This window comes from Streptococcus pneumoniae, assembly GCA_040719455.1.
GTDB lineage: Bacteria > Bacillota > Bacilli > Lactobacillales > Streptococcaceae > Streptococcus > Streptococcus pneumoniae_G.
On the sequence record JBFDTN010000001.1, the window covers coordinates 808,134 to 823,847 of the forward strand.

Sequence of the window (15,714 nt, forward strand, 5' to 3'; positions counted from 1 at the left end):
ATGATTTGGTGTCTTGATTGAGTGAATTTTTAGGATGCTGCAATCCTAAAATTCAGAGACTGAGTACAATGGCCCAGTCTCTCAGTTTCTTTACTATTTCTGTGATTTCTTATTTAATCACTTTTTGTGTTTTGGCATAGTTGGCTTCAACGGCTTCTTTTTCTGCCTGCCACCAGTCAGCATTGTCTGTGTACCACTTAATAGTTTCTTCAAGACCTGCTTCAAAGTTGGTGAATTCTGGTTTCCAACCAAGCTCGTCACGAAGTTTGCTTGCATCAATCGCATAACGTAAATCATGACCTGCACGGTCTGTCACATGGTCGTAGGCATCAGCTGGTTGACCCATTTTCTCTAGAATCAATTCCAAGACTTCCTTGTTGTTCTTCTCTCCGTCAGCACCGATTAGGTAGGTCTCACCGATTTCACCCTTGGTCAAAATAGTCCAGACACCTGATGAATGGTCATTGGTGTGAATCCAGTCACGAACATTTTTTCCTTCGCCGTACAATTTTGGCTTGATACCGCTCAAGATATTGGTAATCTGACGTGGGATGAATTTTTCAATATGTTGGTAGGGACCGTAGTTGTTTGAACAGTTGGAAATCGTTGCTTTGACACCAAATGAACGCACCCATGCTTTTACAATCAAGTCAGAAGCTGCCTTGGTTGATGAGTAAGGTGAGCTTGGGTTGTACTTGGTTTCAGCCGTGAATTTCTCGCCCGGACCTTCTCCGTGCTCCGGCAAATCTTCACGAAGCGGAAGATCACCGTAAACCTCGTCTGTTGAGACATGGTGGAAACGAATGTCGTACTTACGAGCTGCTTCTAAAAGGGTATACGTCCCGATGAAGTTGGTATGGATAAAAGGACTTGGATCGTTGAGCGAGTTGTCATTGTGGCTTTCAGCTGCATAGTGAACAATGGCGTCAGCCTTTGCGGCTAGCTTGTCCACCAATTCAGCGTCAGCAATATCGCCAACAACGAGCTCGACACGATCGCCTAAAATCTCGACGAGATTGGCACGATTTCCAGCATAGGTTAACTTATCCAAGACCGTCACATGGACGTCTGGATGGTTGTTATAGACATAATGCACAAAGTTTGAGCCGATAAAGCCAGCTCCACCTGTAACGATGATATTTTTAAATTCAGACATGATTTCTCCGATAATAATGATAGTTTACAAATCTTCTTTTCTCAATGGTTTGACATCCTTGAGCATTGGGTGGTTTTTATCTGCTTCAGATACTTCTGCTGCTTCAAGATTTTCCCACTTGATACCCAAACTTGGATCCGCATAGTTAACAAAGGCGTATTTTGGTTTCAACTCCAAAGCCCAGTAGTCATTGACCAAGTAGCTGTAAGCCACGGTATCTGACAAGACTTGGAAGCCATTTGCAACACCGCGCGGCACAAAGATGCCCTTGCTAGCGTCAATTTCTGTTTGATAGACATTACCAAAGGTATCACCCTCGCGGAGATCAACCCAAGAACCTAGGACTTTTCCGCCGTCTGCAACCGAGATGTATTTATCCCAAGGCTCTGCATGTAGACCACGAAGAACGTGCTTACGCGAAAAGCTGACATTGTTTTGCAATTTGCCTTCTGCAAAAAAGCTTTCAGGAAAACCTAGTGGTAGCATTTTTTCCTTTTGGAAATTTTCTTTAAACCAGCCACGGTTGTCACCACGAACAGGAATATCAAACTCTAGCAAGCCTGGAATTGCTGCAATCTCACGACAAGCTAATTCCTTATCAAAAAATTGTTCTGTCATTAAGCCTCTCCAATCAGACGGAGCAAGTATTGTCCGTATTCATTTTTCTTCAATGGTTGAGCCAGTTCATAGACCTGCTCTTTGGTGATGTAGCCCATGCGGTAGGCAATTTCTTCAAGGTTTGCCACTTGAACATTCTGCAAGCGTTGCACGGTTTCAATATACTGGGCTGCTTCTAACAGGCTCTCATGCGTACCTGTATCAAGCCAAGCAAATCCACGACCCATAAGCTCCACAGATAAATCACCACGCTCTAAATAGGCCTTGTTGACATCTGTGATTTCAAGTTCCCCACGAGGAGACGGTTTGATATTTTTAGCAATTTCAACTACGTCATTGTCATAGAAATAAAGACCAGTCACGGCAAAATTAGATTTTGGTTGTTCTGGTTTTTCTTCGATTGAGATAGCATTCATGTCCGCATCAAATTCCACGACTCCAAAGCGTTCTGGGTCTTTTACTTGATAGCCAAAGACAGTCGCTCCTTTTTCTTTACTTGCCGCACGTTGGAGCATCTTGGTCAAACCATTTCCGTGATAAATATTGTCACCTAAGATAAGCGCAACCGAATCATCACCGATAAATTCTTCTCCGATAATAAAGGCTTGAGCAAGACCATCTGGGCTTGGTTGAACTGCATAAGAAAGCGAAATCCCAAGTTCAGAGCCATCTCCTAACATTTCCTCAAAACGAGGGAGGTCTGTCGGTGTGGAAATGATTAAAATGTCCTTGATACCTGCCAACATGAGAGTTGACAAGGGATAATAAACCATTGGTTTATCGTAAATCGGCATCAATTGTTTAGATGCTGCACGGGTCAATGGGTACAAACGTGTCCCAGAACCTCCTGCGAGAATAATACCTTTCATAGGTTAAAAACCTTTCTGTCTGTAATCTTCTTTTTATTGTACCATATTTCTGATAAAAAATCATCCTAGCCAAAGTCACAAGTCTTCTGCTATTTTATTGATTTTACGCAAGCGATGATTGACCCCGCTTTTGGTCAAGGGCTGACTGAGACTATCTGCCAGCTGTTGAATAGAATAATCAGGATGTTGAATGCGTAAATGCGCCACCTCCTGCAAATCAACTGGCAAACTCTCTAATCCAACCGTGTCCATAATCTTACTAATATTGTTAATCGTTTTCATACTTGCAGTTACGGTTCGCGCGATATTTGCTGTCTCTGCATTATTGGCACGATTGAGGTCATTTCGAGTCTCCCGTAAAATCTTTACTGACTCAAACTCATTCATTGCTTTCATGGCACCAATGACAATCAAAAAATCCATGATGTCTTCTGCCCGTTGGAGATACGTAATAGCTCCTTTTTTTCTCTCCAAGGTCTTGGCATCCAGCAGAAACTTCTGCAATAGAGCTGCCATATCCTCCGCATGGTCTAAATAGACGGATAAAATTTCCAACTGGTATTTGCCAGACTCGGGATCCCTGATACTCCCGCTCGCTAAAAAAGCACCGCGAAGATAAGCACGACTGGCTTCATCACTAGATAAAATGCTTTGGTCAATTCCTGTTTCAACACCAAAGAAAGCATCTGCCAAGTGCAAATCAGCTAAAATCTCCTCCACAGCATGATCGACAAATACAGTATAGACACGATTTTTACGTAAATTTGTCTTTTGATGGTGGCGAATATCTGCCTTCACCTCATAAAAATGAAGCAATAGTTCATAAATATGGCGGGCAACCTTGGCATTTTCAGTCGTGATGGATAGGGTCAATCCTTGAGTCGCAATCCCTAGACTCGCTGACATTTTGATAATGGCTGCAAGTTCATTCTTATCAGCAGTCGCTAGGGCTAGCAATTCTTCTTTTACTCGAATGGTGAAACTCATGGATTCACCCGTATCTGGCTGAGCAATTCCTCAACGACTGCCTCTCCGTCATGAAAGGCACCGCCATTTTCTAATTTCAAAAAATTAGAAGAAATGACACGTGGAACTTGCCTCTTCAGACCTGCAAAATCATGCTCAACCTGCACGAGATATTCATCAAATTGATGACTATTCATATATTCTTGTGGCACAGGCTCGATATTGACCAAAACCGTGTCAATAAAGGATTGCCCCAAATGGCGATGGAGCACAGCCACATGGTCGCTATCTGAAAAATGCTCCGTTTCCCCACGCTGGGTCATGATGTTGCACACATAAGCAACCTCTGCCTTGGTCTCTAGTAGCGCTTGACCAATTTCCTCAATGACAAGATTTGGCAAAATTGAGGTAAAAAGAGAGCCTGGACCTAGGACCACCAAATCACTCTCTAAAATCGTCTGAACCACTTTTTTACTAGCAACCGGCTTGTCTTGATTATAGGTATTAGTCACATAGACATGTTCAATCATGCCTGAATGATTAGCCAACTGACTCTCTCCTGCAACTTCACGCCCATCTGTAAAGACCGCATGAAGGGTCAAAGGACTATCACTTGATGGATAGATTTTTCCAGTTGTATGGAAAAACTTGGTCAAGAGCTGCATGGCATTATAGGTCGAACCCTGCATTTCTGAAATCCCTGCAATGATGAGATTTCCCAAGGGATGTCCTGCCAAAGGACCATCTTCATCTGCAAAACGATACTGAAAAACCTGCTCATAAAAACGTGGCATGTCTGATAACGCCACCAAGACATTGCGCAAATCACCTGGAGGAGTGATATGCTGAAGGCTCTTTCTCAGCTCACCTGAACTCCCTCCATCATCTGCTACCGTGACAATAGCTGCAATGTCCACATCCTTTTTTCGCAAGCTATCTAAAATGACAGAAATGCCTGTTCCACCGCCAATGACGGCTATTTTCGGTTTTCTCATGAACGATTTACCGTTTCCTTTCTGCGGTCCTTGTCCCTGTGACTACTATTGACTGTCCAGTTTTTGCTCAAGTCATCGGCAAGGCGTTGCGCAAAAGCAACGCTACGGTGCTGACCACCTGTGCAGCCAACAGCAATCGTCAAGACAGACTTGCCCTCTTTTTGATAGCCTGGCAGGATCGGCTCAATCAAGGCTAGCAAGTGTTTATAAAAATCCTCAGACTCAGGATGATTCATGACATAATCAAAAACTGGTTTGTCTAATCCTGTTTGATTTCGTAACTCTACTTGATAATAAGGATTTGGCAAGAAACGAACATCAAAAACCAAGTCAGCATCTAAGGGAAGCCCATATTTAAAGCCGAAACTCATGACTTCCACACGGAAACTCTGACTAGAGTCAAGATCGGAGAATTCTTGCGAGATGGTCTTGCGTAATTCTCTTGGTGTTAACTCCGTAGTATCAACCACATTTTGACTGAGATTTTTAAGCGGCGCTAAAAGCTCACGTTCAAGCTTAATCCCATCTAAAATCCGACCATCTGCTGCTAGAGGATGACTCCGTCTCGTCTCCTTGTAGCGAGCCACCAACTCCTTATCTGCCGCGTCTAAAAACAAGATTTTAAAGTTCAAGGCCTCATCCTGTTCAATCTCATCTAAAACTGTCTGAATCTCAGAAAAGAAGGAACGACTCCGCATATCTACCACCATGGCAACTTTATCATTGTCTTTTTTGGTCTCAACGAGCTGTAAAAATTTCGGAACCAAGGCTGGAGGCATATTATCAATAGTAAAATACCCCAAATCTTCAAAGGACTGAATCGCAACGGTCTTTCCTGCTCCACTCATCCCTGTCACAATGACCAAATCTAATCTTTTTTCTGTCATAACTTCCCCTACCATAGTTGTTTAGTTTTGATTTAGTACGAGGCAACGAGTCACAGGCATAACTAGGGTTAGACAAGACGAGTTAACGACGTAATAAATGAAAACGGAATGACTATAAAAAGGTCAGACAAATGTCCACCCTTTTACACAATTTCTGCAATAACCTCAATCTCAACCTTGACATCTCGTGGGAGACGTGCCACTTCCACCGCTGAACGAGCAGGAAATTCCGTCGAAAAGGCTGTTTGATAGACTTCATTAAAGGGCACAAAATCATTCATATCACTCAAGAAACAAGTAGTTTTGACCACATAATCAAAATCTGTTCCAGCTGCCTCTAAAATAGCTTTGATATTTGCCAAGACTTGCGTGGTTTGCTCTTGAATAGTTGTACCAACGATTTCACCTGTTTCAGGTGATAAAGGAACTTGACCACTTGCAAATAAGAGGTTTCCGACAATTTTTCCTTGCACATAAGGGCCGATTGCTGCTGGTGCTTTATCTGTATGAATTGTTTTTGCCATAGGATTCTCCTGTCCATTTTTCTGTCTCTATTATAGCATAAATCACACAGAAAAGGGACAGAAAATTCCTTTCTCTATCCCTTTTTACATCCTATAATAATCAATTTTAGCCTTGTTTCCACAAATCCATGGCATTCAAAAAGTCATCTGACACACTGACTTTCGTTTGGTCAAATTGCTCTCGTTCCCGTTTTTTGGCTTCTACCTGCTGCACACTGGTAATCCCTTCACGGCGCCAGTTTCTCAAAATGGCTTGGATGTATTTCCATACAGGTTTTCCACTAAAGACCGCTTCACGAAGCGCTGCTTTAACGAGATCAGACTTAGTTCCCTCGCTCAAGGTTTTCTCCAAATCCTCAATTTCATAAGGGGTGAGCAAACGTCCCAATTCTTGCTCAAAGGTTGTCACCACATCTTTTAAAGCATTGGGTGAGGCAGGCTGTTCAGCCAGCATTTCTTTAGGCTGTGTCAACTCATCTAGGCGCTCTAAAGCAGGAAGAGCATCAAAAATCGCCTCAATTTCACCATTGAGTTCAATCGTTTTATACTGCAGTAATCCTTTTTCCGTCAAGCTAGACATGGAACGATTGACTTCTGCTAAGGTCTTTCCTAGACTTTCGGCAATCTGGCTAGGTGAAATCGTCTCCATAGCAGTCGTATTTTGCAAATAGAAAAACTGCCAGACTAAGAAATCATCGCTGGAGTTAAAAATCTCATGAAAATGGAAGAAAAGGGCGCTTGGCAAGACCAGATTGCCCTCTTTAAATGCTCGTAAATAGGTCATAATTCCTCTTATAGATAAGCAAAATAGGAAACATTCTCTTCTGGATTCTCCCAGTCAAAGGGTGTTTCTTGGTAAACAGCATAGTTAATCCAATTACTGAAAAAAAGTGCAGCTGGCAGACTCCAGCAAAGTTTTGGAGGCTTGGTTAGATCATCATCTTTAAAATAATGCTCTGGAATGGTAGGATTCAAACCTGCCTCCCTATCTCTCTGGTATTCGTGTAAAAGCGTGTCTCGGTCATACTCTAAATGCCCAAAGCTATACACTTCACGTAAATCACGACTAGCAAGAACCGATACTCCGACTTCTCTTCCCTCTGCCAAGATTTCTAAGTTTGTCAGAGTTTGAATAGCTTCTTTGGTTACAGTCGTGTGACGAGAATGGGGCGCAAGATAGTCATCATCAAAACCTCTAAAAAGAAGATTGGGTTGCTGTGGACTTGATTGAGAAAAAATACCTGATAATTTCTGTGGCAACAAGCTCTTATCCACCCCATAGCGGGCATATAAGCCTGCTTGAGCTCCCCAGCAAATATGTAAGGTCGAATACACATGCGTCTTGCTCCAGTCAATGACTTGGCAAAACTCTTCCCAATAATCTACCTCTTCAAAAGCTAAATGCTCAACCGGTGCTCCTGTGATAATCAAGCCATCAAAATACCGCTCTCTAACCTCATCAAAGGTCTTATAGAAAGTCTCTAAATGCTCCAAAGCTGTTGTTTTAAAGGCGTGGCTCTTCATATAGAGAAATTCGACATTGAGCTGCAAGGGTGTATTTCCTAAGTGCCTCAAGAGCTGAGTTTCGGTGACAATTTTTTGAGGCATGAGGTTTAAAATCAAGATATTCAAGGGACGAATATCTTGATGATTAGCCCGTTCATCATCCATGATAAAAACATTCTCAGAACGCAAAATCTGAACAGCTGGCAACTTTTTATCAATCTTAATTGGCATGAAAATATCTCCTTTTCTCGTATGTACATTCATTATACTGAAAGGAGATATAGTTTTCAATTATATTTTTTCTCTGACCAGTTATAGTTTCAAACTATATTAGTAATGCATAAGCACCTTATAATCGTAATCACCGATCGCTTCACGACCTTTTAGATCATCAAGCTCAATCAGGAAGGCACAGCCTGCTACGATACCACCGAGACGCTCAATCATCTCAATCGTAGCCTTCACTGTTCCACCTGTGGCAAGAAGGTCGTCAACAATCAAAACACGTTGTCCTGGCTTAATAGCGTCTGCATGCATAGTGAGGGTATCCACACCATACTCTTTTTCATAATCCGCTGAAATCACTTCGCGTGGTAATTTACCAGGTTTACGAACTGGAGCAAAGCCAATCCCAAGTTCAAAAGCCACAGGGCAGCCCACGATAAAGCCACGTGCTTCAGGACCGACAATCATGTCAATCTTTTTATCCGTCGCATACTGCACAATCTCACGCACAGCATAGCTATAAGCATTTCCATCCGCCATCAAAGGGCTAATGTCACGGAAGATAATCCCTTCTTGTGGATAATTTTCAATACTAGCAATATAATCTTTTAAATTCATTGGTTTCTTTCTATATTTTAAAATTTTTACTCTTCATTATACCATTTTTTCGAAAAATGGGAAATGTCTGGCTAAGATTTCTCATCGAACATCAATGTCTCATAAATCTCTTGGACCGGAGCTAGTGCCATCAGCTCTTGTTCCTTGACCGTTTTCTTTAAATCTTGGTAAATTTGGCTACTGTCAATCTCTCTTTTTTCAGCCTCTTTATTGACCTTCATGACTCCATCGGTAATCGTGACAAAGCCTAGTTCCTCAAAAATCTGAATCATTTTGATTAGGAGAATTTTCTCGATTTTCAAGAAAGCAGCTAGATCAGCTAGCTTATAGCGTACATCAAACTCTGGAAATTGATAAATGGTTTTATAGAGTTTGGCAAACTGATCCCTCGTGCCATAGCCTGTCAGATAATAGGCTGGGCTAATTTCATTTTTGAAATAAATAGCGGAAAATTTCTGCTCTTGTAAAATAACCTTGAGCTCGTCTAAATTTTCTGGCACATCATAGATGACAACAGCTGGGCTATCAGCTACATCCAGCTGATTTTCCTTGAAATGAAGCTGAGGTACTCCTTCAGGAAGACTGGCCTTTCGCCCACGGACATTGTAAAGTTGGATGCCATCAATGCGGGCATCTACCATCATGAGCTGCAAGGTTGTTTGCCCATTCCACTGATTGACCGATAAGGTCACTGCTAGTTCCAAATTCTTTGCTTGGGAGAATTCCATGGCTAGACTTCCCTTACCAAAAGCAACAACGTCAAAGGCAGCTCCAGCTTGAGAAACCTTTAATTTCAAATGGCTATTTCCCTGCCCCATGGTTCGTGCCTGCTCCACCACGACATCTTTAATGTAAAAAATGGGGCGCTTGTTATCCATACCAAAAGGCGCTAATTTGTCAAAACTCTTCAAGGTATCAAGGGTCAAATCAGCCAAGTGCAATTCTTCATCCAAATAAAGAGGACTTTTCACTGTCAAATCAAGCTCTTCTTCTTGGATATAGTTTTCTAGCACCTCTAACAAGCGAGAGAGATTGTCCACTTTTAGGGTCATCCCAGCAGCTCCAGCGTGACCCCCAAAGGCTTCAAATAAATCTCGGTGCGGATCCAAAGCGTCAAAAATATTGACAGCCTCGATACTCCTCGCACTTCCTTTAGCTAGACCTTCAGCGATATTTAAGACAACAACGGGCTGGTGCAGCTCTTCTAAAAGTCTGCCTGCCACAATCCCTAGAACTCCTGGGTTCCAGTCTTCTTTTGCAAGAACTTGAGCTGATGCGCTAGGATTGACCATAGCTTTGGCTTCTTCATAAATCGCCTCTACCAAGGCTTTTCGCTCATCATTTTTTTCGTTAATCATGAGAGCAATGTCATGCGCCTCTTCCTCATCAAATCCAGTCAGCAAATCCACTGCTGGATTGGGATCGTCCAAGCGCCCCAAGGCATTAAGTCTAGGTGCTAGCTGAAAGCCAACCGTCTCTTCTGTCACCTCACTAGCTGAAATTCCTGACACCTGAAGCAATTCCTGCAAGCCAATCCGCTGGGTTTGCTGCAAAACAGAAAGCCCGTATTTGACCAAGACTCGATTTTCACCTGTTAGACTGACCATATCCGCAATAGTCCCAATAGCGACTAAATCCAGTAATTCCAGAGGAATATCTTCCAACAGGGCACAAGCCAGCTTAAAAGCTACCCCACAACCTGCTAGGTATTGAAAAGGATAACGAGCATTTGGATGCTCCGGATGAAGAATCGCGTAGGCATTAGGCAGAGTCTCTGGCATGGCATGGTGGTCTGTCACAATCACATCCACGCCTGCTGCCTGCGCAAAAGCAATCGCCGCTAAGCCTGACACCCCATTATCCACCGTGATAATGAGTGAAATCCCTTGCTGCTCAATAAAGTATTTATAGACGCTTTCGTTGGGACCATAGCCATCCGTAAAGCGGTTGGGTAGATAAACCTGACATTCTGCCCCAAGCTCATCTAAGGTCTCTTTGATAATGGAGCTACTGGTCATACCGTCTGCATCATAATCTCCATAGACCAAAATCTGCTCCCTCATCTCAATGGCTTGTCGAATCCGCTCCACTGCCTTGTCCATGTCATGTAGCAGATAAGGGTCATGCAGGTGACTCAAATCAGGCTCTAAAAAGGCTTGCAAGGCTTCTTCGGTCTGAATCCCTCGCTGGTAAAGAAGAGCTGATGCTGCAGGCTCTAAGCCAGCTTTTTTACCTATTTTTAAAAAGGCGTCATCTGAAAAAGTCGTTGCCAACTGCCACTCATATTTTGAAGTAATCATGATTTTCCTTTGTTCCTTAAAATCTTCTCCCTATTATATCACGAAAAAGGAGCCAGACCAAACAGGAAAAATGGCTGACCCTTCATGTTCTTATTGATCCATATACAGTCCTTTTGCAACACTTTTATCAATGATTTCGAGGACTAGATTCCATAAAGTTGGAGATAGCTCTTTTATGAAAGATTTTTTTGCTAGCACTTGTGATTTCGTTAATTGATAAGGATTGTCACCTTCTTTTGCTACTTCTAAGTGATTGATAAGAGGCACCAATGCATCGATCATCCTCGCATACTGAGCCTCCCTAGTCTTTCCCTCTTCGAACTCTTCCCACAAAGCTAGGTACTCTTCTTCTTGATCACTCGGCAACAACCCCAAACTTCTCCTTAGTGAGTCTTGTTCACGTAGGTAAGAATCTACCTTTCCTATCTCATCAAATACCAACGTATCTCCTGCATAAATCTCGCCTAAATCATGAAACAAAAGCAACTTCATCACCTTTTCAAGATTCACTTGAAAGGGAAGATGCTCACTTAACAATGGCACTAAAATAGCTCCTTGAAAAGAATGCTCTGCACTATTTTCAAAGCGATAATTATCTAAAGTACGGTTGGTTCTATGAACAGCTTTTAGTTTTTCCAATTCTGCTGCAAAAGCCCATTGCTGCTTCAAACGTTCCATGAAATAACCTCCTATGTATGTCCTATTGATCGGTAAAATAGCCCAACTTCTAAATCTTCATGAGATTAGTATAACTCCTTTCTCAACCACAAGTGCTGAAAGGCTGCAATGTCTCGATAAGGAGATTGATTGCAGACAGATAGTTCCAGCTGCTTCATCTCTTCTAGCCAGTTTGGCTCTGTTTTAACGCTATTAGGCTGTAAGCCGTAAAAGGTGCGAATGCCTTGATAATGCTCTAGCACAAAGATATCCTTTGCCAGTACATCCTCTATCTCATAAGATTTGGCTTCACCCATGGTATGGGTCTGATAACGTTCTCCTGCTAAAAAAGCCATGGTTTTAGGAATATTACACTCAAAAACAGCCGTCTGCATAATCCGTCCCACGTCATTGTGCTTGACGAGCGAAAGTTTGCCATCATCCTTGAGCAACCTATAAAAAGCATTGATATATATAGTCGGATCTTCCACATATTCTAAAACATTGTGGCACACCACCATATCAAAAGATGCAGCATCCAGCCTCTCTAACAACTCTAAACTTCCTTGCAGTTGTTTATAGGGATAGGATGAATCTCGCACACGCGCATCCAACATCTCCTTATTTGGTTCAATAGCTAGCACTTGATTTTTCCTTGCGAGAAATTGGGCAACGTGACCAAAGCCGCTCCCAAAATCGAGAATGGTTTTTCCTTTCACTGATTGTAATTGTTCAAATAAAATTTGGTAATAAATTTGACCCCAAGGCTTGGCAATATGAGCTTGATAAGCTTGAATATCCATAAACTCCTCACTTGTAATTAAACAGATTGCTGGCTAAAAAATCCCCCAAGCGTGGAAACAGGGTGTAGCATTTATAAGCTAGATTCAGGAGCCAAGGAAGATTGATTTCTCGTTTTTTAGTGCCAAAACTAGCTACGATTTTTTTAGCGACAAACTCAGGCTCAAGGAGATAGGCTTTGACTGCCTGCAAATAGGTCCCTTCTGGGTCTGCTTGGTCAAAAAAGGCTGTTTGAATCGGTCCTGGATTGACAGTAGTTACAAAGACATGATAAGGGCGCAATTCCAAGCGTAGGGCATTTGAAAAGCCAATCACCGCAAACTTGGTCGCTGAATACAGAGTCGACTTACCACTTGCAATCAAGCCTGCCATACTCACAATATTGATAATCTGCCCTTTTCTGACTTCCTTCATCTGCTTGGCAAATAGCCGAGACAGATTCATCGTAGCAAAGGTATTGACCTGAAACATCTCTTCAATATCGCGGGATGAAATCTGATCAAAATCCTCAAACAAACCATAGCCTGCATTATTAATCAAGATATCGATCGGTCCGTGCTTCAAGAGACATTCTTCCGTAAAACGCTCAAGAGCCTCACTATCCGTAATATCTAACTCAATCAACTCTCGATTGGGATGATTTCCATACAGTTGCTCTAACTTGTCCATCGATCGCCCGACTAAAATCAAGTAATCTTCTGGCAAGAGTTGCTCGACTGCTTGAGCGAGTCCACCACTTGCTCCTGTTATGACAATTCTTCTCATATTTCTACTTCTTCTAAATCCTTGACAACATGAACATTTTCAAAAATAGTCGCAGCGTCCTTGCGCATTTTGCTAATGTCTTTCGATAAAAAGCGGGCACTGATATGGTTGAGCAAGAGTCGCTTAGCTCCTGCCTCCTTTGCCACTTCTGCCGCCTGCATGTTGGTCGAATGTCCATGGCTTCGCGCCATTTTTTCATCCCCCTTGCCATAGGTCGATTCGTGAATGACAAGATCAGCAGCCACTGCCAAGCGGACACTGCTATCTGTCTTTCTCGTATCTCCCAAAATCGTGATGACCTTACCAGGACGAGGAGCGGAGATATAGTCACTTGCGATAATCTCTGTCCCATCTTCAAGGATAACATTTTCACCATTTTTAATTTTGCCAAACAAGGGACCAAAAGGCACACCAGCTGCCCGCAAAGCATCCGCGTCTAAAGTTCCTTCCAAATCCTTTTGAATCACACGATAGCCAACACAGAAAATCGTATGATCAAGCTTATCAGCGTACACCGTAAATTTATCCGTTTCAAGGATTTTTCCCAAACTATGCTCGTCAAATTCATGGAAAATAATCCGATATGGCAATCGACTTCCAGAGACTTTGAGACTCGTTAGGACATACTGTTTAATCCCCACAGGTCCGTAAATATCGATATCTGTCTGCTCTTCATTTGCCTGAAATGCACGACTTGATAAAAATCCAGGCAAGCCAAAAATGTGATCTCCATGCAAGTGGGTAATGAAAATCTTGGTAATTTTCCGAGGTTTTATCGTCGTTTCTAAAATCCGTTGCTGGGTTCCTTCGCCACAGTCAAACATCCACACTTGATTGATTTCCTCAAGAAGCTTGAGGACAAGACTTGAGACATTTCGTGCTTTGGAGGGCTGCCCAGCCCCCGTTCCTAAAAATTGTACTTCCATGATTTCCCTTCTATTTTATGTATAGCATAGCAGAGCGATTTTGCGAGCGATAATAAACCTTACCGGCATCATCTGCTGCTAACGCCAACAATTCCTCTTGGTTATAGCCGACTAATTTTTTAGAGCCATCCGCTAAGAAATAGACATCTGTCAGAGCTGTCAAGGCCTTTGTTTCCACGATTTCTTCCTCTGGATTCGCTAGCACGAGATAAATCTTATCTTCCTCTTCATAGACCAGAAAATCTGGAAAAATCTGTGCAATCTCAAAACACAAATCAGGCGTGATTTCTGAGTATCTTTCCGGAAAAACACGCGCCAAATCTGCCGTTTCATAACAGAAACCATAGGATTTTCCTGATAAATTTAAGCGAATAAAAGGCTTTTCTTCGTTAAAGCTCGGCTCTTTATTCCACAGGTAAAAAGCCTCTGTTACCTCTAAAAAATAGTCAGTCGCTTCAAGCGGCGTCTTTTTTTGGTAGATTTCTGCAAAATAAGCATTGATGACCGATGGAGGCGGTGTGACAAAGCTTAGTTTTTCTGATTCATCTAGTTTTTCTAGGCGATTGGTCAAATAAACCTTATCTAAACTGGTAAAACCGCCGTAGGTCAAGGCTAGCTTTAAATAATCAGTCATAAAACTCCTCTAATTTCCATTTATTTTTTTCAGCGATATAGCCGCAAATTTCTTCTTTATCGTCCTTATATTCACGTTTTTCAATCAAGGCAATCTTCTCTAGCTCATGGACTTTATAGGATTTTTCAAATCCCACTTGAATCCGAAATGGATGAAAAAGCTCTTTTATCTTTCCTACAATCAAATCCTGCAACACAACTCTGCTATTGTCCGCCTTGGCAGAAATCAAGTGATAAGGAGTCTGGGTAGGGGTGAAATGTTCTGCCTTATCTTCTTTATTATAGAGAGTCAAACGTGGAATATCGAGCATATCCAAGTCCTTCATAATGGAAAAAACCGTCTCCTCATGCTCTTCATGATGAGGGTCGCTGGCATCAATCACATGAATCAGCAAATCCACGTTCTTACTCTCTTCAAGCGTTGACTTAAAGCTGCTGACCAACTCCGTCGGCAAATCTTGGATAAATCCAACTGTGTCAGTCAGGGTCACTTCCATTCTCCCTGTCAGATGAATCATCTTGGTCGTTGCATCTAAAGTCGCAAAAAGCTCATCCGCCTCGTACTGGCTTTTTGAGGTAAGAGCATTCATCACCGTTGACTTTCCAGCATTGGTGTAGCCAATCAATCCAATCTTAAACAGGCTTGATTCTAGTCTCTTTTCACGCACAGTGGCGCGATTTTTCTCCACAACCTTTAGTTGACGCTCAATATCGGCAATTTGATTGCGAATGCTCCGTCGATTTAACTCTAGCTGACTTTCACCAGGACCACGTGAACCAATCCCTCCTGCCTGACGGCTAAGCATGATTCCTTGCCCGACAAGTCTTGGTAATAGGTATTTCAACTGTGCCAAATGTACCTGTAATTTGCCCTCGTGGCTCCTTGCCCGCATGGCAAAAATATCCAAAATCAACTGCATACGGTCAATCACTTTGACACCCAAATGCTCTTCTAAATTCGCATTTTGCCTTGGTGTCAGACGGTTATTGACAATCACCGTAGAAATCTCATCGGCGTCCACCATCAGCTTGATTTCTTCTAACTTGCCAGATCCGATGAAGGTCTTGCTATCGTACTTTTCTCGCTTTTGCCTATAAGTGTCCACAACATGTGCCCCTGCTGTCTTGGCTAGGCTTTTTAACTCCTCCATGGACATATCAAAATGATCACTATCTTTTAGCTCTACGCCTACTAATAGCACACGTTCTTCTTGTTCTTTTGTTTCTATCATCTACTCACCTCCAGACTCTCTTTCGGAAATCGTTCT

17 protein-coding genes are annotated in these 15,714 nt (G+C 42.4%); all 17 read right to left on the bottom strand.

Annotation, left to right across the window (positions count from 1 at the left end; all coding sequences use genetic code 11):
- Window positions 1–109: 109 nt before the first annotated feature.
- Entirely contained in the window at window positions 110–1,156 is a 1,047-nt protein-coding gene (gene rfbB, locus AB1I63_03815) for a dTDP-glucose 4,6-dehydratase (protein MEW4354015.1), read from the bottom strand.
- 24 nt (window positions 1,157–1,180) lie between these two features.
- Entirely contained in the window at window positions 1,181–1,774 is a 594-nt protein-coding gene (locus AB1I63_03820) for a dTDP-4-dehydrorhamnose 3,5-epimerase family protein (GenBank protein ID MEW4354016.1), read from the bottom strand.
- Window positions 1,774–2,643 carry a glucose-1-phosphate thymidylyltransferase RfbA gene (rfbA, locus tag AB1I63_03825; GenBank protein ID MEW4354017.1) on the bottom strand — a complete coding sequence of 290 codons (870 nt, stop codon included), beginning with the start codon at window positions 2,641–2,643 and terminating at the stop codon, window positions 1,774–1,776. Before rfbA ends, AB1I63_03820 begins: the two co-directional genes overlap by 1 nt.
- 75 nt (window positions 2,644–2,718) lie before the next feature.
- The gene (whiA, locus tag AB1I63_03830) at window positions 2,719–3,630 is read right to left on the bottom strand and encodes a DNA-binding protein WhiA (protein ID MEW4354018.1); all 912 of its coding nucleotides are present in this window, start codon (window positions 3,628–3,630) and stop codon (window positions 2,719–2,721) included.
- The gene (locus AB1I63_03835) at window positions 3,627–4,604 is read right to left on the bottom strand and encodes a YvcK family protein (protein MEW4354019.1); all 978 of its coding nucleotides are present in this window, start codon (window positions 4,602–4,604) and stop codon (window positions 3,627–3,629) included. The genes whiA and AB1I63_03835 overlap by 4 nt, the downstream gene beginning before the upstream one ends.
- Complete coding sequence (gene rapZ, locus AB1I63_03840; GenBank protein ID MEW4354020.1) at window positions 4,601–5,491, bottom strand: RNase adapter RapZ; 891 nt, start codon at window positions 5,489–5,491, stop codon at window positions 4,601–4,603. Before rapZ ends, AB1I63_03835 begins: the two co-directional genes overlap by 4 nt.
- Window positions 5,492–5,634: 143 nt before the next feature.
- Complete coding sequence (locus AB1I63_03845; GenBank protein ID MEW4354021.1) at window positions 5,635–6,015, bottom strand: RidA family protein; 381 nt, start codon at window positions 6,013–6,015, stop codon at window positions 5,635–5,637.
- A gap of 106 nt (window positions 6,016–6,121) precedes the next feature.
- Complete coding sequence (locus AB1I63_03850; GenBank protein ID MEW4354022.1) at window positions 6,122–6,799, bottom strand: DnaD domain-containing protein; 678 nt, start codon at window positions 6,797–6,799, stop codon at window positions 6,122–6,124.
- Between the two features lie 8 nt (window positions 6,800–6,807).
- Complete coding sequence (gene metA / locus AB1I63_03855; protein MEW4354023.1) at window positions 6,808–7,752, bottom strand: homoserine O-succinyltransferase; 945 nt, start codon at window positions 7,750–7,752, stop codon at window positions 6,808–6,810.
- A 99-nt stretch (window positions 7,753–7,851) separates the two neighbouring features.
- Window positions 7,852–8,364, bottom strand: coding sequence for an adenine phosphoribosyltransferase (locus tag AB1I63_03860; GenBank protein ID MEW4354024.1), 513 nt, complete (start codon window positions 8,362–8,364; stop codon window positions 7,852–7,854).
- 71 nt (window positions 8,365–8,435) lie between these two features.
- Window positions 8,436–10,664 (bottom strand): single-stranded-DNA-specific exonuclease RecJ, encoded by a 2,229-nt coding sequence (recJ, locus tag AB1I63_03865; GenBank protein ID MEW4354025.1) that lies wholly within the window; start codon window positions 10,662–10,664, stop codon window positions 8,436–8,438.
- Between the two features lie 90 nt (window positions 10,665–10,754).
- Window positions 10,755–11,342: an HD domain-containing protein gene (locus tag AB1I63_03870; GenBank protein ID MEW4354026.1), complete on the bottom strand. Its 588-nt coding sequence runs from the start codon at window positions 11,340–11,342 to the stop codon at window positions 10,755–10,757.
- Window positions 11,343–11,407: 65 nt separating this feature from the next.
- Window positions 11,408–12,124: a methyltransferase domain-containing protein gene (locus AB1I63_03875; protein ID MEW4354027.1), complete on the bottom strand. Its 717-nt coding sequence runs from the start codon at window positions 12,122–12,124 to the stop codon at window positions 11,408–11,410.
- Window positions 12,125–12,131: 7 nt separating this feature from the next.
- Window positions 12,132–12,887, bottom strand: coding sequence for an SDR family oxidoreductase (locus tag AB1I63_03880; protein MEW4354028.1), 756 nt, complete (start codon window positions 12,885–12,887; stop codon window positions 12,132–12,134).
- A complete protein-coding gene (rnz, locus tag AB1I63_03885) occupies window positions 12,884–13,813 on the bottom strand; it encodes a ribonuclease Z (GenBank protein MEW4354029.1) in 930 nt (309 codons plus the stop codon). Before rnz ends, AB1I63_03880 begins: the two co-directional genes overlap by 4 nt.
- 10 nt (window positions 13,814–13,823) lie before the next feature.
- Window positions 13,824–14,447 (bottom strand): cystathionine beta-lyase, encoded by a 624-nt coding sequence (locus AB1I63_03890; protein MEW4354030.1) that lies wholly within the window; start codon window positions 14,445–14,447, stop codon window positions 13,824–13,826.
- Entirely contained in the window at window positions 14,440–15,678 is a 1,239-nt protein-coding gene (hflX, locus tag AB1I63_03895; protein MEW4354031.1) for a GTPase HflX, read from the bottom strand. Before hflX ends, AB1I63_03890 begins: the two co-directional genes overlap by 8 nt.
- Window positions 15,679–15,714: the final 36 nt, after the last annotated feature.

Coding starts and splice junctions, on each gene's coding strand:
- rfbB (MEW4354015.1), bottom strand. CDS start 1,156: ATGTCTGAATTTAAAAATATCATCGTTACAGGTGGAGCTGGCTTTATC.
- AB1I63_03820 (MEW4354016.1), bottom strand. CDS start 1,774: ATGACAGAACAATTTTTTGATAAGGAATTAGCTTGTCGTGAGATTGCA.
- rfbA (MEW4354017.1), bottom strand. CDS start 2,643: ATGAAAGGTATTATTCTCGCAGGAGGTTCTGGGACACGTTTGTACCCA.
- whiA (MEW4354018.1), bottom strand. CDS start 3,630: ATGAGTTTCACCATTCGAGTAAAAGAAGAATTGCTAGCCCTAGCGACT.
- AB1I63_03835 (MEW4354019.1), bottom strand. CDS start 4,604: ATGAGAAAACCGAAAATAGCCGTCATTGGCGGTGGAACAGGCATTTCT.
- rapZ (MEW4354020.1), bottom strand. CDS start 5,491: ATGACAGAAAAAAGATTAGATTTGGTCATTGTGACAGGGATGAGTGGA.
- AB1I63_03845 (MEW4354021.1), bottom strand. CDS start 6,015: ATGGCAAAAACAATTCATACAGATAAAGCACCAGCAGCAATCGGCCCT.
- AB1I63_03850 (MEW4354022.1), bottom strand. CDS start 6,799: ATGACCTATTTACGAGCATTTAAAGAGGGCAATCTGGTCTTGCCAAGC.
- metA (MEW4354023.1), bottom strand. CDS start 7,752: ATGCCAATTAAGATTGATAAAAAGTTGCCAGCTGTTCAGATTTTGCGT.
- AB1I63_03860 (MEW4354024.1), bottom strand. CDS start 8,364: ATGAATTTAAAAGATTATATTGCTAGTATTGAAAATTATCCACAAGAA.
- recJ (MEW4354025.1), bottom strand. CDS start 10,664: ATGATTACTTCAAAATATGAGTGGCAGTTGGCAACGACTTTTTCAGAT.
- AB1I63_03870 (MEW4354026.1), bottom strand. CDS start 11,342: ATGGAACGTTTGAAGCAGCAATGGGCTTTTGCAGCAGAATTGGAAAAA.
- AB1I63_03875 (MEW4354027.1), bottom strand. CDS start 12,124: ATGGATATTCAAGCTTATCAAGCTCATATTGCCAAGCCTTGGGGTCAA.
- AB1I63_03880 (MEW4354028.1), bottom strand. CDS start 12,887: ATGAGAAGAATTGTCATAACAGGAGCAAGTGGTGGACTCGCTCAAGCA.
- rnz (MEW4354029.1), bottom strand. CDS start 13,813: ATGGAAGTACAATTTTTAGGAACGGGGGCTGGGCAGCCCTCCAAAGCA.
- AB1I63_03890 (MEW4354030.1), bottom strand. CDS start 14,447: ATGACTGATTATTTAAAGCTAGCCTTGACCTACGGCGGTTTTACCAGT.
- hflX (MEW4354031.1), bottom strand. CDS start 15,678: ATGATAGAAACAAAAGAACAAGAAGAACGTGTGCTATTAGTAGGCGTA.